General features: G+C 58.8%; 20 protein-coding genes and 1 other RNA gene. 10 read left to right on the top strand and 11 right to left on the bottom strand.

The annotated features are described in order from the left end of the window. The first annotated feature begins 36 nt into the window (after positions 1–36). The 3 genes from rlmB (at position 37) to KIN_RS13445 (ending at position 2,245) form a co-directional block, all read left to right on the top strand. Entirely contained in the window at positions 37–855 is an 819-nt protein-coding gene (rlmB, locus tag KIN_RS13455) for a 23S rRNA (guanosine(2251)-2'-O)-methyltransferase RlmB (protein ID WP_159807734.1), read from the top strand. Positions 856–1,143: 288 nt separating this feature from the next. After that, positions 1,144–1,713 carry a carboxymuconolactone decarboxylase family protein gene (locus KIN_RS13450; RefSeq protein WP_159807732.1) on the top strand — a complete coding sequence of 190 codons (570 nt, stop codon included), beginning with the start codon at positions 1,144–1,146 and terminating at the stop codon, positions 1,711–1,713. 61 nt (positions 1,714–1,774) lie between these two features. Then, positions 1,775–2,245 (top strand): CoA-binding protein, encoded by a 471-nt coding sequence (locus KIN_RS13445; protein ID WP_159807730.1) that lies wholly within the window; start codon positions 1,775–1,777, stop codon positions 2,243–2,245. On the opposite strand, the gene KIN_RS13440 is transcribed toward KIN_RS13445, so the two are convergent. Together KIN_RS13440 and KIN_RS13435 are read right to left on the bottom strand one after the other, a co-directional pair. Further along, positions 2,240–2,656, bottom strand: coding sequence for a VOC family protein (locus KIN_RS13440; protein ID WP_159807728.1), 417 nt, complete (start codon positions 2,654–2,656; stop codon positions 2,240–2,242). The two genes, KIN_RS13445 and KIN_RS13440, sit on opposite strands and share 6 nt — an antisense overlap. A 3-nt stretch (positions 2,657–2,659) precedes the next feature. Further along, positions 2,660–3,253 carry an ATP-dependent Clp protease proteolytic subunit gene (locus KIN_RS13435; RefSeq protein ID WP_159807726.1) on the bottom strand — a complete coding sequence of 198 codons (594 nt, stop codon included), beginning with the start codon at positions 3,251–3,253 and terminating at the stop codon, positions 2,660–2,662. Positions 3,254–3,392: 139 nt separating this feature from the next. On the opposite strand from KIN_RS13435, the gene KIN_RS13430 reads away from it, so the two are divergent. Both KIN_RS13430 and KIN_RS13425 read left to right on the top strand, forming a co-directional pair. After that, entirely contained in the window at positions 3,393–4,685 is a 1,293-nt protein-coding gene (locus KIN_RS13430; RefSeq protein WP_159807724.1) for an O-acetylhomoserine aminocarboxypropyltransferase/cysteine synthase family protein, read from the top strand. A 134-nt stretch (positions 4,686–4,819) separates the two neighbouring features. Next, a complete protein-coding gene (locus KIN_RS13425) occupies positions 4,820–7,174 on the top strand; it encodes a hypothetical protein (RefSeq protein ID WP_159807722.1) in 2,355 nt (784 codons plus the stop codon). Here KIN_RS13425 and mgtE read toward each other — a convergent pair. Beyond that, positions 7,171–8,556, bottom strand: a complete 1,386-nt coding sequence (mgtE, locus tag KIN_RS13420; protein WP_159807720.1) for a magnesium transporter — start codon at positions 8,554–8,556, stop codon at positions 7,171–7,173. The two genes, KIN_RS13425 and mgtE, sit on opposite strands and share 4 nt — an antisense overlap. A 112-nt stretch (positions 8,557–8,668) precedes the next feature. Between mgtE and guaD the strand changes: the two genes are divergently transcribed. Beyond that, positions 8,669–9,994, top strand: coding sequence for a guanine deaminase (gene guaD, locus KIN_RS13415; RefSeq protein ID WP_159807718.1), 1,326 nt, complete (start codon positions 8,669–8,671; stop codon positions 9,992–9,994). On the opposite strand, the gene KIN_RS13410 is transcribed toward guaD, so the two are convergent. The 4 genes from KIN_RS13410 to KIN_RS13395 all read right to left on the bottom strand — a co-directional run bounded on the left by KIN_RS13410 (position 9,958) and on the right by KIN_RS13395 (position 12,917). After that, the gene (locus KIN_RS13410) at positions 9,958–10,410 is read right to left on the bottom strand and encodes a CAP domain-containing protein (RefSeq protein WP_159807716.1); all 453 of its coding nucleotides are present in this window, start codon (positions 10,408–10,410) and stop codon (positions 9,958–9,960) included. The genes guaD and KIN_RS13410 overlap by 37 nt on opposite strands. A 5-nt stretch (positions 10,411–10,415) precedes the next feature. Further along, on the bottom strand, positions 10,416–11,753 hold the full coding sequence (locus KIN_RS13405) for an 8-oxoguanine deaminase (RefSeq protein WP_159807714.1): 1,338 nt from the start codon (positions 11,751–11,753) through the stop codon (positions 10,416–10,418). Next, positions 11,746–12,543, bottom strand: a complete 798-nt coding sequence (gene hisN, locus KIN_RS13400; RefSeq protein ID WP_159807712.1) for a histidinol-phosphatase — start codon at positions 12,541–12,543, stop codon at positions 11,746–11,748. Before hisN ends, KIN_RS13405 begins: the two co-directional genes overlap by 8 nt. A gap of 83 nt (positions 12,544–12,626) precedes the next feature. After that, positions 12,627–12,917 (bottom strand): helix-turn-helix domain-containing protein, encoded by a 291-nt coding sequence (locus KIN_RS13395; protein WP_159807710.1) that lies wholly within the window; start codon positions 12,915–12,917, stop codon positions 12,627–12,629. A 181-nt stretch (positions 12,918–13,098) separates the two neighbouring features. Between KIN_RS13395 and KIN_RS13390 the strand changes: the two genes are divergently transcribed. Beyond that, positions 13,099–14,064 carry an NADPH:quinone oxidoreductase family protein gene (locus KIN_RS13390; protein WP_159807708.1) on the top strand — a complete coding sequence of 322 codons (966 nt, stop codon included), beginning with the start codon at positions 13,099–13,101 and terminating at the stop codon, positions 14,062–14,064. Here the strand turns inward: KIN_RS13390 and KIN_RS13385 are convergent. Next, entirely contained in the window at positions 13,967–14,914 is a 948-nt protein-coding gene (locus KIN_RS13385) for a LysR family transcriptional regulator (RefSeq protein ID WP_159807706.1), read from the bottom strand. The genes KIN_RS13390 and KIN_RS13385 overlap by 98 nt on opposite strands. A 120-nt stretch (positions 14,915–15,034) precedes the next feature. Here KIN_RS13385 and KIN_RS13380 point away from each other — a divergent pair, with 120 nt between their 5' ends. Both KIN_RS13380 and KIN_RS13375 read left to right on the top strand, forming a co-directional pair. Continuing rightward, a complete protein-coding gene (locus tag KIN_RS13380; RefSeq protein ID WP_159807704.1) occupies positions 15,035–15,238 on the top strand; it encodes a DUF1127 domain-containing protein in 204 nt (67 codons plus the stop codon). Positions 15,239–15,431: 193 nt separating this feature from the next. Then, the gene (locus KIN_RS13375) at positions 15,432–16,202 is read left to right on the top strand and encodes a Bax inhibitor-1/YccA family protein (RefSeq protein ID WP_159807702.1); all 771 of its coding nucleotides are present in this window, start codon (positions 15,432–15,434) and stop codon (positions 16,200–16,202) included. A 56-nt stretch (positions 16,203–16,258) separates the two neighbouring features. Here KIN_RS13375 and KIN_RS13370 read toward each other — a convergent pair whose 3' ends face one another. Continuing rightward, a complete protein-coding gene (locus tag KIN_RS13370) occupies positions 16,259–16,762 on the bottom strand; it encodes a GNAT family N-acetyltransferase (protein ID WP_159807700.1) in 504 nt (167 codons plus the stop codon). Between the two features lie 80 nt (positions 16,763–16,842). Continuing rightward, positions 16,843–17,010, bottom strand: coding sequence for a 50S ribosomal protein L33 (gene rpmG, locus KIN_RS13365; RefSeq protein WP_011454349.1), 168 nt, complete (start codon positions 17,008–17,010; stop codon positions 16,843–16,845). 198 nt (positions 17,011–17,208) lie between these two features. Between rpmG and ggt the strand changes: the two genes are divergently transcribed. Continuing rightward, positions 17,209–18,960, top strand: coding sequence for a gamma-glutamyltransferase (gene ggt / locus KIN_RS13360; protein ID WP_159807698.1), 1,752 nt, complete (start codon positions 17,209–17,211; stop codon positions 18,958–18,960). 37 nt (positions 18,961–18,997) lie between these two features. Here ggt and rnpB read toward each other — a convergent pair. Next, positions 18,998–19,389: RNase P RNA component class A (rnpB, locus tag KIN_RS13355), an RNA gene on the bottom strand. Positions 19,390–19,395: the final 6 nt, after the last annotated feature.

Raw genomic sequence — 19,395 nt, 5'->3', positions numbered from 1 at the left:
TGGTCAACGTGGATCACCCGAACGAAAGAGGCCACCATGGCACAGAAGAAGCCCAAATGGGTGATCCAGAAGGAACGAGACCGGCGCGCTGCGGCAGCAGAAACTGTCTGGCTGTTCGGGTTGCATGCGGTGCGAGACGCGCTTCTGAACCCCATGCGGGAGAAGCTGAAGCTCGTCGTCACAAAGAACGCGGCCGACAGGCTGGCCGATGCCATCCCGGCAGCAGGTGATCTTCAGATCGAAACATCGGACCCGCGCAAGTTCGCCGCCCCGCTTGATCCGCAATCGGTGCATCAGGGCGCGGCGCTGGAAGTCAAACCGCTCGACTGGGGATCTCTGTCGGATCTGTGCGCCCCGCACGGACAGCCGGCCCGCGTGCTGGTGCTGGACCGGGTCACAGACCCGCACAATGTAGGCGCGATGCTGCGATCTGCAGAAGTGTTCGGCGCGCGCGCCGTCATCGCACCGCATAGATACTCCGCCCCGGAAACTGGTGCATTGGCCAAAACCGCGTCGGGTGCGTTGGAACGTCAGCCCTACGTGCGGGTCAAAAACCTCGCCACAGCGATGGAGACACTGCGCGACATGGGCTACACGCTTGTTGGCTTGGATGAAACAGGCGCCGATACGTTAGACGCCACGACACGTGGAATGGACGGCCCACTTGCGTTGGTTTTGGGCGCAGAGGGTCCGGGGTTGCGAGACAAAACCAAGGACACTTGCGATGTATTGGCCAGAATTGACCCCGTCGGATCTTTCGGTTCTCTGAACGTTTCGAATGCCGCCGCGGTGGCGCTCTATGAAACCAAGGTGCCGAAACCACCAGATGTTGGGCACGGACCCGCGACCGAATGACCCGATCCGTTCACAAACGTGTTTGACCACTGGAACGCTTGCTCCAATTGCCTAACTCATTGATGCAGGCGTACGCACGGAACGCTGCGCCTAGCTTCACTGTCCCTCGTTCCGATAACTGCGCCCGTCGATGCCATTGCAGGATCGCGGGCGCTTTTTTTGTGAAAAATTTGATCACTCAGACTTGATCTGCATCCCCGCACAGACCGTCCGCGCTGGTCGGTCTATCTCTTTGCAATCCGATCGCTAGGTGTAGCCCAACACCAATGAACTGCGAAAGGACAAGGGATGCCCGAAACGAAAGTACACGATCTGGAAAGCGCGCCCGACGGCTCCAAGCCGCTTCTGGAAAACTCCATCAAGTCATTCGGTCGGTTGCCGAGCCTGCACGGCGTCATGGCTGAAAGCCCCGGTTTGCTGGAAGGCTACCAGCGGCTACACCGCCTTGCCATCGACGGAACTGCGTTCAGCCCAGACGAGCGCACCGTTGTCTGGATGACTGTCAACGTCGCGAATGCATGTCACTACTGTGTCCCGGCCCACACCGCGATCGCACACGGCGAAAAAATCGACCAGGACATCATCGATGCATTGCGCGACGAAACCCCGCTGCCCAATGAGAAACTGGAATCCCTAAGGGCATTCACTTTAGCCGTCCGCGATGCCCATGGTCGCCCGACCGCGGAAGAGATCCAACGGTTCGAAGATGCAGGCTATGGAACACGCGCCATTCTCGATGTGATCCTGATCCTCGCCCAGAAGGTGATGTCCAACTACACCAATGCGATCTTTGACACGCCGACAGACGACGCATTCGCTAAGTTTGCGTGGACACCAAAAGCCGAGAGAGCAGCCTAAGCACCGGTCAACTAAATAACAGGATGGTTGCATTGCCGATCTGGCGTTGCAACCATTCCCCATGACCGACGCCGATATCAAAGAAATCCTGACCACCACAAAGGTGATCGCCTGTGTCGGGGTGTCCCTAAACCCCGTCCGACCCAGTCACTACGTTGCGCGGTACCTGTCCTTGAAAGGGTTTCGGGTCATCGGGGTAAACCCGGGCTATTCGGGTGAACTCCTTTTTGGCGACCCGATTGCAGCCAGCCTTTCAGATATTCCGGACCGGGCGCAGGTCGATATGGTCGATATTTTCCGCAAATCGGACGCGGTGCCGGGCATTGTCGATGAAGCTATGGAAGCTTTGCCAAGCCTGCGCACGATTTGGATGCAGATTGGCGTACAGCATGCCGATGCCGCCCAGAAAGCGCGCAACAACGGTCTAAAGGTTGTCGAGGACCGCTGCCCCAAGATCGAGTATCAACGCCTGTTCGGGGAATTACGGATGGGCGGGTTCAATACAGGCGTAATCTCTTCGCGGCTGTCATGAACTGGCGAACACGCCGTCCACATCGCGGAAGCCCTTGATCTCTATCGGGTTGCCGCTCGGGTCCCTGAAAAACATTGTCCATTGCTCGCCCGGCTCCCCCTCGAACCGGACGGAGGGCGGCAAAACCCAAGGGGTTTCCGCCGCCCCCAGACGATCAGCCAGTTTGCGCCAATCCTCGTAGTCTAACACCAGACCAAGATGCGGCATCGGAACCATATGGTCCCCGACCTTGCCCGTATTCGAAGTCTGAAACGGTTGTCCCAAATGAAGCGAAATCTGATGACCAAAGAAATCAAAATCCACCCATGTGTCGGTGGACCGTCCCTCCTTGCATCCCAACGTGTCGCCATAAAAAGCGCGCGCCACGTCGAGATCCGTCACGTGATACGCAAGGTGGAACGGGGTCGGCATAGCTTAGCCAAGCTCCGTCACGCGGGTGATCTGACGTCCGCACAGGCCATACTCAATTGCCTCTGACGCCGTTAGCCAGAAATCACGTGCGGTGTCTGCGGCGATCTTTTCAGGTTTCTGTCCGGTGGCCTCCCCGAACAGATGATCGAAGCGTTCACGCATAATCCGGATCTGATCGGCTTGGATCATCATATCGCTGGCCGAGCCGCCAATTCCGCCTGCGGGCTGATGCAGCAGGAAGCGGGTGTTGGGCAGACAGTACCTATTGTCCCGCTCGGCGCCGACAAAGATCAAAGCGCCCGCGCTGGCAACCCAGCCCGACCCGATGGTTCGCACGGTGGGTTTGATAAACTTAATCACGTCGTGAACCATGTCACCGGATTCCACATGCCCGCCGGGCGATGAAATCATCACGTTGATTGGATCATCCCCCGCCTCGGCGAGGGCCAAAAGATGAGTCACAGCGCGGTGGGCCACCTTGTCATTAATCTCACCGGTGATAATAACGTTGCGGCTTTGAAAAAAGAGCTGATCAATACGGTCTTTGGACGGTGGGTCCTCGCGGTTGGACGGATCGTCGAGAAGTCGAGATGTCATGAATAAATCCTCCTGAATCGGTAGTTTGAGCGTAAAGAGCTTCGCCGGGGTTTGCCAGCGAACGCTCAGCCGCGTGTGGGATTGTTCCCGCGAAACGCTTGCCCTAGGTTGCGCCCAAACAAAAAATGGGAGTGGCCTAATGTCAGACACGGAAAGCTACGGCTTCGATACGTTGCAAATTCATGCAGGCGCGCGGCCTGACCCGGCAACCGGCGCGCGGCAGACGCCGATTTATCAAAGCACGGCCTATGTGTTTCGCGATGCAGAGCACGCCGCAGCCTTGTTCAATCTGCAAGAGGTTGGCTACATCTATTCGCGGCTGACCAACCCGACAGTGGCTGTTCTTCAGGAACGCGTCGCGACGCTGGAAGGCGGCGTTGGCGCAGTATGTTGCTCCTCGGGACATGCCGCACAGATCATGGCGTTGTTCCCGCTTATGCAACCCGGCTGCAACGTGGTCGCCTCCACCCGCCTTTACGGCGGAACGGTCACGCAGTTTTCCCAAACCATCAAACGCTTCGGCTGGTCCGCGAAATTCGTCGATTTCGATGATGAGGATGCGGTCAAGGCGGCGATCGACGACAACACACGGGCAGTCTTTTGCGAGGCGATCGCCAACCCCGGCGGGTATATCACGGATCTGGATGCCATTGCTGCGATCAGCGACGCCGCCAGCATCCCGTTGATCGTCGACAACACCTCCGCGACACCTTATCTCTGCCGTCCCATCGAACACGGCGCCACGCTCGTCGTGCATTCTACCACCAAATACCTGACCGGCAACGGCACGGTCACCGGTGGCTGTGTGGTCGATTCCGGTAAGTTCGACTGGGCAGCGTCCGGCAAGTTCCCGTCCCTGAGCGAGCCCGAGCCCGCCTATCACGGACTGAAATTCGCAGAGACCTTCGGCCCGCTTGCATTCACTTTCCACGGCATCGCAATCGGTCTGCGCGATCTGGGCATGACAATGAACCCACAGGCCGCTCACTACACTTTGATGGGTATCGAGACGCTGTCTTTACGTATGGAACGGCATGTAGAGAACGCCGAGAAGATCGCGCAGTGGCTGGAAAAAGATGACCGCATCGATTTCGTCACTTATGCGGGCCTTGACAGCTCGCCTTACAAGAAGCGGGTCCCCAAAATTTGCCCGAAAGGCGCTGGTGGGCTTTTCACTTTCGCCGTCAAAGGTGGCTATGAGGCGTGCATCAAGCTGGTCGACAGCCTGGAAATCTTCAGCCATGTGGCAAATCTGGGCGATGCCCGATCGCTGATCATCCACTCCGCATCGACAACGCACCGCCAGTTGACCGCCGAACAGCAAGAGGCCGCGGGTGCTGCACCGAATGTCGTTCGCGTGTCCATCGGCATTGAAAACGCCGAAGACCTGATCGCTGATCTGGATCAAGCGCTTAGCAAGGCGACAGCCTAAGCTGCAACAAATGAAAGTGGGCGCGATACACCATCCGCGCCCACCTTTCTAAAACGCCTGATATCGGATATAAGGCGGAACGTTTTCAGAGGGCGCCCGCGGGACCCGGATCGAGTTGGGGCTGAACACTGCTGATGATGCCGAATTTTGCGCTAAATTTGAATGAGGACGCAATTGTCCTTCTTCATCGTGATCCCAATCGCCCCGCCGAGGCACAGGGCTGGGTCGAAATTGGATCAGTGGCGCTGGACAGCGATGATCTGAAAGACGGTCTCGACAAACTACGGCAGATGGCGCTGGACCTGGAGGGGCCTGAGTTTACAACGAAGCTGATCCTGCCCGCGTCGCAACTGCTGTATGCCACCGTCAAAATCGACAAGGACATAGAGCGGGAAGTGGCGGACGCGCTGAGTGAGCGGACCCCCTACAGCGCGGACGAATTGCGCTACGATATCTCGGGTCAGGCGCCAAAGGTGAAGGTCGTCGCGGTCGCGCGCGAAACCTTGAAAGAGGCCGAACAATTCCTGTCGTCCTATCAGCTGAATCCGCGCGGGTTCGCGGCGATACCAGACCCGAAGCATTTCGATGGGGAGCCGTTTTTGGGTCCTTGGTCGGGCACGGGCGGCTTTGATACGGACGAAGACCCGGTGCGGATCGTTGAGAACTACGCCGATCCGATCACCAAACCGCCCGAGCCACCCGCCCCATTGGTTGCAGATCGGGCCGTTCCAGCCTTTGCCAGCCGCAGGGCATCGCGCATTCTGGCAACGCGCGATGAAATTTCACCTGAAACCGTCGCAAAAGCCGAGGCCGCTTTGACGCGGAAGGAACCGCCTCTAAAACCTGCGGAAGCGGAAGAAACGCAACCTGTGCTTCTTGATCCAAGCGCTCAGGTGAAGGCAGGAAAGCAAGTCCTGCCTTCCACAGCAGCACCCGCGCCCATCAAAGGCGTCGCCCGCGAGCCATCAATCAAAGCACCTCCACCGACTAGACCAAAGGCGCCTGTCGCGGAAAAGAGGCCAGCCTCCAACGAGACAAATGAGCGCGATTCAATCGCGGAACTGGCTAAAAAACCCAAACAGCCCAAAGGCGGCGCGGGGCTAGGTCTAGTCCTGACGATACTGCTGCTGATTGCTCTGGGTCTCTTTGCCATCCTGTCGTCTTTCGTTCTGCCCGAAGGCTCCGTCGCACGGATGTTTGCCGGACCGGACGAGATCGTGACAAACGATCCGCCACCGCCAATCATCGTGCAGCCAGAGCCAGAAACCCAAGCCGACGCTGCGCCAAGTGTGCCGGTTGAAAATACAGAGAGCGCGGCAACCGCTCCGGTTGCCGCTCTACCTTTCCCGGAAGAGGTTACCCCTGCCCCAGCCGAAGAAGACGTCGCGGTCGCAGTCCCTGATACCGAAAGCATTGAGAGCGTTGAGCCAGAAAGCTCTGCCGGCGATCCCGTAGACACTGCAACGCAGTATGCAGCGACCGGTATTTGGCCACAATCACCCGAGATGGGCCGCGCCCGCGTCGCAGACACCGTCAGCAATATCGTTCCAGCCCGGTTTGACCCCGAACTTCCAAATACCAACGCCCCGGACGCGTTGGAACAGATCGTACCGGAGTCCGAAGAAGAATTCCGCGCACCACTTCCCCCGCCCCCCGCCGGCACAACTTACGAGTTGTCCGATGACGGCCTTATCGTACCGACCGAAGAGGGGATCGTGACGCCTGATGGTGTGCCGGTCCAAGCGGGCAAACCGCCTGCCGCGCCCGATGTTCGACCGACGCTCGAAGATGCGCCAAGCGATGTGGTAGACGCGATCGAAGCGGTGACGCGGCGCTTGCCGATCCAGCGACCGGATATCCTGTCGGAGGCGGCTGAGCCGTCGCAGGCGCAGATCTCTAACCTTGGGTCCATCTTTCCAACCGGCCCGAACCAGAATAAACCCGTTCGCCGCCCCCCTGAAGTCGCCGCATTCGCGCAGGACCGTATTGCCGAGATTGCCCGCCAGAGCGACGCCCAGACCTCTGCGATCGCACGAGCGTTGGCTGAGGCCGCCAGCGGTCCGGCGGTGCAAACCGCGTCCGCCACGACACTGCGCCCGACGGCACGGCCTCGAGATATCGAGCGGATGGCAACCCGCGTGCGCGCGACACCGTCCGATACGGCGGGGAGCGCATCCACCGCTGCAGGCCGGGCCAGCGGACCTGCCGTACCTGCGCGCAGCCGTGCCCAACCAACGGGGCCTATCGCCCCCAGCGTCGCGCGGGCCGCAACCGACAATAACGCAATCGCTCTCGGGGATGTTGCGCTGGTTGGCGTCTTCGGAACACCCTCAAGCAGACGCGCCTTGGTCCGCATGCCGAATGGTCGGTTCAAGAAGGTAGCTGTTGGCGACAATATCGACGGAGGCCGGGTTGCCGCGATTGGCGAGACGCAACTGAAATACGTGCGGCGCGGCCGAACATTGACCTTGGAAATGCCGAACAGCTAGACCAGCAGCGCCCCGGCCAATCCCAGGAATGCGAAAAAGCCCACGACATCCGTGACAGTGGTCACGAATGCCCCGGACGCCAGCGCAGGATCGACGCCCAGCTTTTCAAGGCCGATCGGGATCAGGATACCAGCCAACGCCGCAACGACCAGATTGACGACCATCGCGACGGCGATCACAATCCCCAACAGCGGCGTTCCGAACCACAGCACACCGATAATCGCCATAACGACCGCGAAGATCACACCGTTGATCAACCCCGCGACAGCCTCGCGGCGGACCACCCGCAATAGGTTTGATCCGGTGAGGTCCCGGGTCGCTATCGCGCGCACCGCAACTGTCAGAGATTGCGTCCCGGCATTGCCGCCCATGGACGCCACAATGGGCATCAAGACCGCAAGTGCCACGATCTGAGACAGAATTTCCTCGAACTGTGAGATCACAACTGAGGCAAGTATGGCGGTTCCCAGATTTACCGCCAGCCATGGAAAGCGCTGACGTACAGTTTCCAGCGTACGGTCCGACAGGCTCTCGTCCCCGCCAACGCCCGCGAGGCGCAAGATGTCTTCTTCCGCCTCTTCATCAAGAACAACCATCGCGTCGTCTATGGTGATGACGCCAACCAGCCGGTCATCCTCATCGACGACAGGTGCTGAGATTAGATGATACTGGTTGAAGGCGTAGGCCACGTCCCGCTCTGGCTGGGTCACGGGAATAACCCGAAAGCTGGTTTCTTGCAGCTCTGTCAGAGGTGTCTGTCGTGGCGATCCCAGAAGACGGCCCAAGGTAACATACCCGACCGGGTGATACGCGGAATCCACAAGGATCACGTGATAGAACGCATCCGGTAAGTCATCCTCTGAGCGCAGGTGATCAATAGCCTCGCCCACGGTCCAATGCTGCGGCGCGACCACAAGCTCGCGCTGCATCAGACGACCGGCCGAAAACTCCGGGAAGGCCAGGGCCTGCTCAACGGCGACCCTGTCTGCGTCATTCAGGGCCTCAAGGATCTGCTCTTGCTGCTGGTCCTCAAGGTCTTCGATTAGATCGACGACATCATCCGAATCCAGATCGCGCACCGCTTCTTCCAAGACCCCGGCGGGCAGAAAGGCGATCACCTCTTCGCGCAGGGACTCTTCAAGTTCGGACAGGATATCGCCATCAATACCCATGGACCAAAGCGACAGCAGAGCCCGACGCTCAGACGGATCAATCTGTTCGAGAAGGTCGGCAACGTCCGCCGGGTGGAGCCGTTCCAGCAACGTATCGAGAGCGATCGCATCCATCGCCTCGATGGCTGCCACGACATTGGCAACAAGCTCCTTGTCGAGCGCGTAATCGTCCTCGGGGCTTTCCTGAACGTTGACCTGAGTGTCTGTCATGTCGCCCCCAATCAACCTACGTCTTGGCGCGACCATATCGGAGCGTTTCTGTGAAAGGTAGAGGTGCAATGACCGATTTTCATTTCTTTTGCAGGCCGATAGGGTCCGGCGCATGACAGGCAAAACACACGTTCTACGCGGGCAGACACTGCAGTACACGGGCGATCCCTTCGCCCAGCCTTGGGACAGTTGCGCGCAGATTGAACGGCGGGGCGCTGTTGTGATTGAAAACGGGCTAATCGCCGCCGTTGGTCCCGCAGAAGATCTGTCAGTTCCGCCCGGTGCGACTGTGACGGACTACGGCGACGACCTAATCATGGCCGGGTTCATTGACGCGCATGTGCATTATCCGCAGACAGCGATGATTGCCAGTTGGGGCAAACGACTGATCGATTGGCTGAATACATATACTTTCCCCGAAGAGGCTCGGTTCAACGATTCCACCTACGCCAGAAAGATCGCCGCACGGTACTTTGATCTGGCCTTAGGCCACGGAACGACGACCTCCGTCAGCTACGCCACAAGCCACCCGGAAAGTGTGGACGCCTACTTCGAAGAGGCAAAGCGCAGGGGACTGCGCGCTTTCACTGGCAAAACCTGTATGGATCGCAATGCGCCGGACAGCCTTAGGGACACACCAGAGCGCGCCTACACAGACAGCAAGCGCCTGCTCGAGACATGGCACGGCGTGGACAGGCTGGGCTACGTCATCACCCCCAGATTTTCTCCCACATCCACGCCCGAGCAGCTGGACGCGTTGGGCGCTCTGTGGGCGGAACACCCCGATTGCCTGATGCAGACACATCTCAGCGAACAGTCCGAGGAAATCGCATGGGTGAAAGACCTTTACCCAGATGCCACGGATTATCTGGACACTTATGAGGCGCATGGACTTGTCGGTGCCCGGGGTCTTTACGGACATGCCATCCATCTGACGCCGCGAGAAAAAGATCGGCTTCAAGAGGTCGGTGCGGGATTGGTACATTGTCCGACGTCGAATACGTTTATCGGATCAGGCGTTTTCGACATGGCTGGCCTGAAACAGATGGGGCAGCGAATTGGCCTTGCGACAGACACTGGCGGTGGATCATCTTTCTCAATGCTGCGCACGATGGCGGCGGCCTATGAGCTGGGCCAATTGAATGGTGGCGCGCTGCATCCTTCGCAGCTGCTCTGGTTGGCCACCTGCGGCTCAGCGCAGGTGCTTCACGCAGATCACCAGATTGGAAACCTGTCCAAGGGTCTTGAGGCGGATCTGGTGGTGCTCAACCTAAGCTCGACCGCCGCAATCGCGCAACGCATCGCCGAGGCCGAAGGCTTCTGGGACAGCGTATTCCCAACAATCATGATGGGGGACGATCGGGCAATCCGGGATGTATGGATCGCGGGCAACCGTTGTGATCAGCAGGATTTCGACCCGAGCAGCAAGACCCAGTAGTTTCCTTCCGCGCGCACAAGCGCATATTCTTTCGCGCGACCTGACAGCATGTTGCGGCGATGTCCGCGGGACTTCATCCAGTCTTCCATGACCGTTTGCTCGTTCCTTTGACCCTGTGCGATGTTTTCCGCGATGAAGCACCAGTCATACCCCGCAGCCCTCACCCTTGACCCGGGCGTCGAGCCATCGGGCCCCGTATGCGAGAACGCCCCGCTTCGGCTGAGATCGCGTGCATAGCGGGCCGCTGCCCGTAGCAATAGCGGGGATTCGGCCAATGCCGCTTTGCCGTTCTCTTCCCTGATCTCGTTCAAAAGTGCTTGGGTGTCACCGACAACCTCGCCATTCGCACCGCGCCCCGGAACAGGGCCGCACGCCGTGATCCAGAACACCAGACAAACCATCAAAGCAACACGCATCACACTCACTCCATCAACCGGACGGCCAGCCTGTTTTGGGTCTTGATCGCCGCCTCCAGATCGAAGCTGATGATCTGGCCATCACGAACGATCTGCCGTCCTTCGACAAACAAGTGCTGCACACGATTAGGCCCAGACAGCACCAGAGCGGCTGGATTCCATGTGCCTGCGGCAGACACGTCCGTCATGTCCCACAACGCAAGGTCTGCTCGAAACCCGGTCTTGATCTGCCCGCATTCATTCTCGCGCCCCAACACTTTCGCGCCACCTCGCGTGGCGATCTCCAAAGCATCATAGGGGGAAAAGCTTTTCGCTCCGTTAGCAACGCGCTGAAGCAACAGGGCCTGCCGGGCCTCCGCCGCGAGGTTCCCAGTGTCATTCGAGGCTGATCCATCGACCCCCAGCCCTACGTCAACTGCGGCGTCCATCATCGCGCGGATCGGCGCGATGCCTGACCCCAGCCTGCAATTCGAACATGGGCAATGGGACACGCCGGTGCCTGTTTGCGCAAAGAGATCAATCTCACTGGCATCCAGTTTGACGCAATGGGCATGCCAAACGTCTGAGCCCACCCATCCCAACTGCTCGGCGTATTGGCCGGGTCTGCACCCGTAGTGCAGGATCGAATAGGCGATGTCTTCGTCATTCTCCGCCAGATGGGTATGCAGGCGAACACCTTTGTCACGCCCCAGCACGGCCGTCTCGCGCATGAGTTCTGTGCTGACTGAAAAGGGCGAGCATGGCGCAAGCCCGACGCGCACCATCGCACCTGGCGCGTCGTCATGAAAAGCATCAACAACACGGATGCAATCCTCAAGGATCTGCGTTTCCGTCTCGACAAGCATATCCGGCGGCAACCCACCTTTGCTCTGCCCAATGCTCATGGAACCGCGGGTTGCATGAAACCGCAGGCCCACTTCGCGCGCGGCAGCGATCGTGTCATCAAGCTGTGCGCCGTTCGGATAAAGATACAGATGATCGGAGGACATCGAACACCCTGACAGAGCCAATTCGGCAAGCCCGATCTGCGTCGAGGTGAACATCTCTTCAGGCCCGAACCTTGCCCAGATGGGATAGAGCGTTTCCAGCCAATTAAACAAAAGTGCGTTCTGAGCGTCAGGAACAGCCCGGGTCAGCGTTTGAAACATATGATGGTGGGTGTTGATCAAACCGGGCGTGACCAGACAACCCTCGGCCAGCACGGTTTCGCCCGTTGTCGTCAGATCCTTGCCGATATCAGCGATCACGCCATCACGGATCAGAATGTCGCCATGGGCGATTTCGGTCCGCTCATCATCCATCGTGACAATGTGGCGGGCCGCTTTGATCAGTGTCTCAGGCATAGCTTCTCAGTATTTCAAGCGCTGCCGCATGAAGCGCAGGTGTTGCGGCCGCAAGAGCTGACCCGCCCTGATCCGCCGGAGCACCATCCCAATTTGTCACGATACCGCCAGCAGCCTCGATAACAGCGATGGGCGCTTGAATATCGTAGGGGGCAAGACCGGCCTCGATCACCAAATCGACGTGGCCTAGGGCAAGAAGTCCATACGCATAACAATCCATCCCGTAACGGGTGAGCTTGCAGCCTTTGGTGACCGCCTCGAACCCCGCACGCTGCACCTCGGTCCCGACCTCTGGGAAGGTCGTAAAGATAATCGCATCTGACAGGGTCGTGGTCCGGGATGCGTTGAGGGCCCCCGTTCCATGCGGACCTCGGAAGGCAGCTTGACCCAAGCCGCCGATGAAACGCTCGCCAATGTAAGGCTGGTCGATCAGGCCAAGGATCGGCGCGGTGCCGTTGTGGACAGCAACCAGCGTGCCCCAGGTCGGTGTTCCGGCAACATACCCCCGTGTGCCGTCGATTGGATCCAGAACCCATGTCAGACCACTGGTGCCTACCTGCGTTCCGTATTCTTCCCCGAGGATCCCGTCCTGTGGTCGTTCTGCCGCAAGGATATCACGCATTGCCGCCTCTGCCGCGCGATCTGCAACGGTTACCGGATCATACCCGTCAGCATCCTTTGACACCGTCCCCAGCGATCCGCCGCGAAAATGGCGCAACGTCTCGGCGCGGGCGGCATCGGCCAGTCGCTCGGCCAAAGCCACAAGCTGCATAGTATCTTCTGACGTCATGTGATCCCCGGCAGTGGACGGCACTTTGGGTTCGCATACCCGCGCATGCCGATCAAGTCCCGCCGTTACGCGACCCCCTCAACTCAGACGGGCAGAGATGTCCCAGCCGGCACGCCCTGTACCTGCGCATCGTCGAAGCCGTCGTCTTCGTGATCCGATGAAAGGCCGTCAAAGAAAACACCCACCGGCACCCCCAACACCTGCGCCATGTCCCAAAGACGGGACGCGCTGATGCGGTTGGTGCCAGCTTCATACTTCTGTATTTGCTGAAATCTGATCCCGACAGCTTGGCCAAGCTCGGATTGGGTCATACCAGACAGCCACCGCTGCTGGCGTAATTTTCGTCCCAGGTGAAGATCAACTGGATGTGGCATGAGTTCTGCCTCGTCGCTCTACAAGTGTCCCCCAGACACCCTTGTGATCCGAACACTAGCAGCAAATATTCAAGAACAATACGGGAATTTTAGCGGGGGGCTCGCTCAGCGGTCTCTTGCGGGGATGGCACGTCCGCATCCGCCTGTGTAGAAGACAGCGATTCAGTCAGGAGAGTTTGATATGCGCGCCTACCAAGTCACCGAATTTGGCAAAACGGAACTGGTGGAGAACGCCCCTAAGCCCAGCCCGGCGAAAGGCGAAGTGCTTCTGAAGATACACGCTTGCGCGCTGAACTTCGCGGATTTGCTGATGATCAAGGGGACGTATCAAGAGCGGCCCAACCTACCCTTTGCCCCGGGTATGGAAGTCGCGGGCGAAATCGTTGCTCTTGGCGATGGCGTGTCAAATCTTGAGATTGGCGCGCGCGTCGCAGTGTTCGGTGGCCACGGCGGACTTGCAGAATACGGTGTGTTTCCAGCGGCACTTTGCGTGGCGCTTCCCGATGCAATGGATTTCGTGACCGCTGCCGCGTTTCAGGTCGCCTACTCCACATCGCACGTGGCGCTTGATTACAGAGCGGACCTGAAACCCGGCGAAACGCTTCTTGTTCTTGGGGCGGCAGGCGGGGTCGGTTTAACCGCCGTTGAGTTGGGCAAGTTGATGGGCGCAACAGTCATTGCCGTCGCGCGGGGCGCGGACAAACTGGCAGTCGCCAAAGAGGCGGGGGCGGATCACCTGATTGATACTGAAACCGATGATCTGCGCGCCCGCGTCAAAGAACTTGGCGGCGCTGACGTGGTATACGACCCGGTCGGCGGAGATCTGTTCACCGCTGCGCTGCGCAGCTGCAATCCCGAAGCGCGGGTACTGACCATCGGTTTTGCCAGCGGCGATGTCCCCCAAATCGCTGCGAACCACCTTCTTGTGAAAAACATCACGGTCATTGGCTTTTACTGGGGGGGCTATCTGAAATTCAAACCAGAAGTCCTGACAGACAGCCTGAGCAAACTGTTTTCACTGCATGGCTCAGGGAAAATCACACCCCATATCAGCCACACGCTTCCCCTGTCGCAAACGGAAGAGGCGCTGGAGCTGCTGCGGTCTCGCCGTTCAACCGGGAAGGTTGTCGTTGAGATGACGAACTGACACCGGTGTAGGCCTCTCTCAGCAAATCGACGAGCGCTTGCTCCGCCGGGCTTTGGGCCAATTCCGAGCGGTAGAGATTGATCCGCACCGTCTGAAGCTCTGGCAAGGCGCCACCGTGGTCTATCTGTGCCACGTAAGGCGGCATCATGCCCTCAATGACGCTGTGAACCGCAAGATCCGCACTGACGGACGCCTCGACCGTTCGGGTTGACGCGGATTCCACAGCCAGCTCCCACGGAACCCCGGCCTCATCCAGACGGCGCTGCACCGCACTGCGAAATGAGCATCTTTCCTCAAAGGCCAACCGCAGCGGCCGTGTCTTCCACACAACGCCACCCGGTGCGCCGATCCAGACCAGCCTGCGTTCACAGAGGGTCTCAGCCCCCTCTCCACAGCTTTCTTCGGTCGTTAGAATGATATCGCATTCACCACGGGAAAAATCCTGCCGCAATTTCATCGTATAGGACGACAGAAGGTTGACACGCATCCGAGGGAACGCAGCGCTGAACTTCTGCAACACGGTCGGGATCGCGGGATAGACGATATCATGGGGCACGCCCAAAACGATCTCGCCCTCATACTCCTTTGCCGTGAGGCGGGTGTAGACCTCGTCATTCAAGGCAATCATCCGGCGTGCATAGCTCAACAATTGCTCGCCCTCGCTTGTCAGCGACACGGTCCGGTGCGACCTGTCTAACAGTTTTAGGCCCAGTGCGTCCTCCAAACGCTTGAGCTGCATCGACACCGCCGATTGGGTGAGATGAAGGTAACCCGCAGCCTTCGTCACACCGCCGGTATCGGCGACCGCGACGAGCGACCGCAAGGACACCAGATCGAGATTTCTAAGCATATCACACTCCGTGATGAATTTCTCTTCAATCATTCATTATACTAATGTGCGCCCAATCACTAGGTTAATCAACAGAAATGATGCGTTTGCCGCTTATCATCACAGGAAATGAGGTACAAAATGACTGATCTGAGTGCACATATTGCTGTCAGAACTTCGCTGAGACGGTTCAGCCCATTGTCTTACTGGGACCTGTATCGTCAGCGCCGCGCACTGTTGCAGCTTGACGAAACGCAGCTCAAGGATATCGGGATCACGGCCGCAGAGGCCGAGACCGAGGCGAACCGGCCCGTCTGGGACGCTCCTTCATACTGGGACCGTTGACGCCAATGGCCACAAATCCCGCTACAGTTGCTCAAAACTGCGACTATCTGACCATTCTGGGAAACAGGTTTGGTTTGTTTACCAATTCAAGCCTGTTATCCTTGAAATAAAGGCAAGACTCCCCCACATTCGAAGCAGAACTCTCCGGGGCAACCCGGGCCTCACGTTTTGGATTGTGAAAGGGAGACTTTAAATGGACGGATACACCAATGTTCGCCCGGCGAGCGGTGTAAGAACGGCCGCAATCGACGAAGGGTTGCGGGCGCATATGAACAAAGTCTACGGCACGATGTCCGTAGGCATGTTGATCACGGCACTTGCTGCTTGGGCGATTGCGGGTTTGGCGATCTCTGACGTGCCGACCCAATACCAGATCGGTTCAAACACCTATCTGACCGACCTTGGCGCAACGCTTTGGACGTCGCCACTGCGGTGGGTGATCATGCTCGCACCGCTGGCCTTTGTGTTCGGCTTCAGCGCGATGGTAAACCGGATGTCTGCGGCAACCGCACAGCTGGTATTCTACACATTTGCGGCAACCATGGGTCTGTCCCTCAGCTGGATCTTCGCAGTCTACACGGGCTTCTCGATCATCCAAGTCTTCCTCGTCACTGCGATTGCATTCGCAGGCCTCAGCCTCTGGGGCTATACGACGAAAAAAGACATCTCAGGATGGGGTAGTTTCCTGATCATGGGTGTGCTCGGTCTGATCGTGGCGTCCTTGATCAACATCTTTATCGGCTCCCCCGCGATCATGTTCGCGGTGTCGATTATCGGTGTGCTGATCTTTGCCGGCCTGACAGCTTACGACACGCAGAACATCAAGAACACCTATCTGGCCCATGCCGCGCATGGCGATCAGGAGTGGCTTGGTAAAGCAGCGATCATGGGCGCATTGAGCCTGTATCTCGACTTTATCAACATGTTCATGTTCCTGCTGCAGCTGTTTGGCAATCGCGAATAACGCGAACCTCTGGACAAAAGCACGGAAGGGCTGGTGCCAATTCGCCAGCCCTTTTTTTATGAGCCGTCCGCCAGCAAGGAGGTCATTTCGACCGCCGGAAAGTCGATCCCGGGTCTAAGCGGCACGAGGATATCGCGCAGCACCTCGAAACCGACGCTGCGATAAAACGGTACGGCCGTTCGTGTTGCTTGACACATCATCCGGGTCACGCCGTAGGTTCGCGCGACCTGCAAAGTGTGGACCATAAGCCGCGTTCCGATGCCGCGACGAATGTGATCCGGATCGGTGACCACGTGCCGGATATGGCCCACCCGATTGCGCCGCCTTCCACCACTCGGGGCGCCCAAGGTCCACCCCCCTGCCCCTCGCAAAATACCATTTTCAAAAGCGCCGTAGTATGTCCCGCATGTGACAAGTTCGGGCCGGGCCCGTGAGATGATCGGCAACGCAGTAACCAGAACTGACGCAAGATAATCAGCCTTCAACAACGCCGGATAGCTGTGCGCGAGCAACGCATCAACCGCCGCAATATCGGCCTTTGTGGTCGGGCGAATGTCCATTCGTCTCTCAACCTGTCATTCGAAAACAAAAAAACCGCGCTCAAAGGCGCGGCTTTCCGTGTCATCTGAAAGAGGCGATCTTACTTGATCTTGCCTTCTTTGTATTCGACATGCTTGCGCGCAACGGGATCGTATTTGCGCACCACCATTTTCTCGGTCATGGTGCGGGCGTTTTTCTTGGTCACATAAAAGTGGCCCGTGCCCGCGGACGAGTTCAGGCGGATTTTGATCGTGGTTGGCTTCGCCATCTCACATCTCCTCTCGGCGGGCAGATACGCCCTAGAATTCCTTGAAAGCAGCCTTTTAAGCGTGGGGGTGCCCGAGTCAATGCAGAAAGCAGGTTTGCAACGGGAAAATGCGGTCATAGGGGTCCGTTGGAAAACCCGCACTTGCGAGTTCTGCAAATTGGGCCATGCTTTAATCATTAATATCAGAAAGGATGTTCCATGCGCTTTACACTAGCTGTTCTTGCTTCCTTCACCCTGACACAGCCGCTCTTGGCCCAGGAGGCCGCCGATGCCATCGCGCCCGAAGCCGCATCCGCGCAGGCGTCCAAGGACGGCGGTAATCCGGTCACGTCCGAAAATTGGATGGTTACGGCAGCCAACCCCTTGGCCGTCCAGGCCGGTGCAAAGGTCTTGCGCAATGGCGGATCCGCCGCCGACGCCATGGTGGCCGTACAGGCCGTTCTGGGACTTGTGGAACCGCAGAGCTCGGGCCTTGGGGGCGGTGCATTCTTGGTCTGGTACGACGCGGAGACCGGTGAGCTGACCACGCTGGACGGTCGGGAAACGGCACCCATGGCCGTCACACCGACGGTATTTCAGGACGAAAACGGCGAACCCCTGCAGTTCTTCGACGCAGTGGTCGGCGGTTTGTCCGTTGGAACACCGGGAACCCCAGCGCTGATGGAAAAGGCCCATCGCAAATGGGGAACATCCAATTGGCAGAGGCTCTTTGAGGACGCCATCGCGCTAGCAGAGGACGGCTTTGCCGTGTCACCCCGCCTTGCAACGCTTGTTGCCAATGAAGCGGAGCGGCTGGGCCGTTTCCCCGCAACTGCTGCCTATTTCCTGCCGGGTGGGACACCGATTGCAGAGGGCAGCACGCTGCAGAACCAGGCCTATGCCGACACTCTACGGCTCATTGCGCAGCATGGCACATCCGCGTTCTACAGCGGTGAAATCGCGGAGGGTATCGTCAGCGCTGTGCGAGGTGCGGAGGGCAATCCCGGCCTGATGACCTTGCAGGACCTGAGCGCCTATCAGGTCAAAGAACGGCCTGCGGTGTGTGCCACCTACCGGAACCATGACGTCTGCGGAATGGGTCCGCCCTCATCGGGTGCCCTGACCGTCGGTCAGATTCTCGGCCTGCTCACCCCCTACGATCTGGCCGCGCTTGGCGCGGAAAACCCGGAAAGCTGGCGGTTGATTGGTGATGCCTCTCGCTTGGCATTTGCGGACCGCGGACGCTACATGGCCGACAGCGATTTCGTGCCTGTGCCTACGAAAGGTCTCGTTGACCCAGCGTATCTGGCAGAGCGTGCCCAGCTTTTGGCGGGTGACGATGCTTTGCCCGAAGTAGCGCCAGGCAATCCGCCCTTTGATCACGCGTTGCTTCTGGCGGATGACATTTCGCTGGAACTCCCATCGACGTCGCACATCTCGATCGTGGATGGGGAAGGCAATGCCTTGAGCATGACCACGACGATTGAAAACGGGTTTGGTTCGCGTGTCATGGCCCCGGGGGGCTTTCTGCTGAACAACGAGTTGACGGATTTTTCCTTCCGGACGCACACGGATGGTGTGCCGATTGCCAACCGGATCGAACCAGGGAAACGGCCCCGCTCTTCCATGGCGCCGACGATTGTCTTGCGGGATGATGCGCCGGTAATGGTGATCGGATCGCCGGGGGGCAGCCGGATCATCGGCTATGTTGCGAAGACCATCATCGCCCATCTGGATTGGGGGATGAACATTCAGCAGGCGATCGACATGCCTCATCTGGTCAACCGCTTCGGTACCTATGACATCGAAGATGGCACCACTGCGGCCGATTTGTCAGAGCCATTGGCCGCCCTCGGGTTTGAGATCAATGCACGGGATCTGACATCTGGCTTGCATGGGATCGTAATTTCGCCGGATGGGCTGGAAGGTGGCGCTGATCCCCGCCGCGAAGGCATCGCCCTCGGCGAGTGATCGCAGGACGAAGGGTGGTCCATCGGACCACCCGGAGATGCGCGGAAGACCTGTAAGCCGGATTCTGTCCGGATCGAACCGGGGCCCGATCCTGGATGATCATTCATCTCGACACACGATTGCCCGCGCGCCTCTAGCTGCCAACCCGGATCGTCTGGGGCCAAAACCCTGCCCCGGGGCTTGGCGCCCCACGAGATCCCTATTTGGCATTGCTCCCGGTGGGGCTTGCCGTGCCGCAACTGTTACCAGCCACGCGGTGAGCTCTTACCTCACCGTTTCACCCTGACCCGGAGCATACGGCCCGGGCGGTCTGTTTTCTGTGGCGCTTTCCCTCGGATTGCTCCGGCCGGGCGTTACCCGGCACCGTCGTTTTGTGGAGTCCGGACTTTCCTCGATCCCTTGCAGAACCGCGATCATCCAGTCTTCCGCGCGCGC

It is taken from the genome of Litoreibacter roseus (assembly GCF_009811795.1).
In the GTDB taxonomy this organism is placed as follows: domain Bacteria; phylum Pseudomonadota; class Alphaproteobacteria; order Rhodobacterales; family Rhodobacteraceae; genus Litoreibacter; species Litoreibacter roseus.
The sequence above is the reverse complement of the archived record's forward strand: the minus strand, read 5'-3'. Positions and strand labels throughout refer to the sequence as shown.

Coding starts and splice junctions, on each gene's coding strand:
- rlmB (WP_159807734.1), top strand. CDS start 37: ATGGCACAGAAGAAGCCCAAATGGGTGATCCAGAAGGAACGAGACCGG.
- guaD (WP_159807718.1), top strand. CDS start 8,669: ATGACAGGCAAAACACACGTTCTACGCGGGCAGACACTGCAGTACACG.
- hisN (WP_159807712.1), bottom strand. CDS start 12,543: ATGACGTCAGAAGATACTATGCAGCTTGTGGCTTTGGCCGAGCGACTG.
- KIN_RS13440 (WP_159807728.1), bottom strand. CDS start 2,656: ATGCCGACCCCGTTCCACCTTGCGTATCACGTGACGGATCTCGACGTG.
- KIN_RS13385 (WP_159807706.1), bottom strand. CDS start 14,914: ATGCTTAGAAATCTCGATCTGGTGTCCTTGCGGTCGCTCGTCGCGGTC.
- KIN_RS13380 (WP_159807704.1), top strand. CDS start 15,035: ATGACTGATCTGAGTGCACATATTGCTGTCAGAACTTCGCTGAGACGG.
- KIN_RS13430 (WP_159807724.1), top strand. CDS start 3,393: ATGTCAGACACGGAAAGCTACGGCTTCGATACGTTGCAAATTCATGCA.
- KIN_RS13375 (WP_159807702.1), top strand. CDS start 15,432: ATGGACGGATACACCAATGTTCGCCCGGCGAGCGGTGTAAGAACGGCC.
- KIN_RS13445 (WP_159807730.1), top strand. CDS start 1,775: ATGACCGACGCCGATATCAAAGAAATCCTGACCACCACAAAGGTGATC.
- mgtE (WP_159807720.1), bottom strand. CDS start 8,556: ATGACAGACACTCAGGTCAACGTTCAGGAAAGCCCCGAGGACGATTAC.
- KIN_RS13450 (WP_159807732.1), top strand. CDS start 1,144: ATGCCCGAAACGAAAGTACACGATCTGGAAAGCGCGCCCGACGGCTCC.
- KIN_RS13435 (WP_159807726.1), bottom strand. CDS start 3,253: ATGACATCTCGACTTCTCGACGATCCGTCCAACCGCGAGGACCCACCG.
- KIN_RS13390 (WP_159807708.1), top strand. CDS start 13,099: ATGCGCGCCTACCAAGTCACCGAATTTGGCAAAACGGAACTGGTGGAG.
- KIN_RS13395 (WP_159807710.1), bottom strand. CDS start 12,917: ATGCCACATCCAGTTGATCTTCACCTGGGACGAAAATTACGCCAGCAG.
- rpmG (WP_011454349.1), bottom strand. CDS start 17,010: ATGGCGAAGCCAACCACGATCAAAATCCGCCTGAACTCGTCCGCGGGC.
- ggt (WP_159807698.1), top strand. CDS start 17,209: ATGCGCTTTACACTAGCTGTTCTTGCTTCCTTCACCCTGACACAGCCG.
- KIN_RS13405 (WP_159807714.1), bottom strand. CDS start 11,753: ATGCCTGAGACACTGATCAAAGCGGCCCGCCACATTGTCACGATGGAT.
- KIN_RS13410 (WP_159807716.1), bottom strand. CDS start 10,410: ATGCGTGTTGCTTTGATGGTTTGTCTGGTGTTCTGGATCACGGCGTGC.
- KIN_RS13370 (WP_159807700.1), bottom strand. CDS start 16,762: ATGGACATTCGCCCGACCACAAAGGCCGATATTGCGGCGGTTGATGCG.
- KIN_RS13425 (WP_159807722.1), top strand. CDS start 4,820: ATGATGCCGAATTTTGCGCTAAATTTGAATGAGGACGCAATTGTCCTT.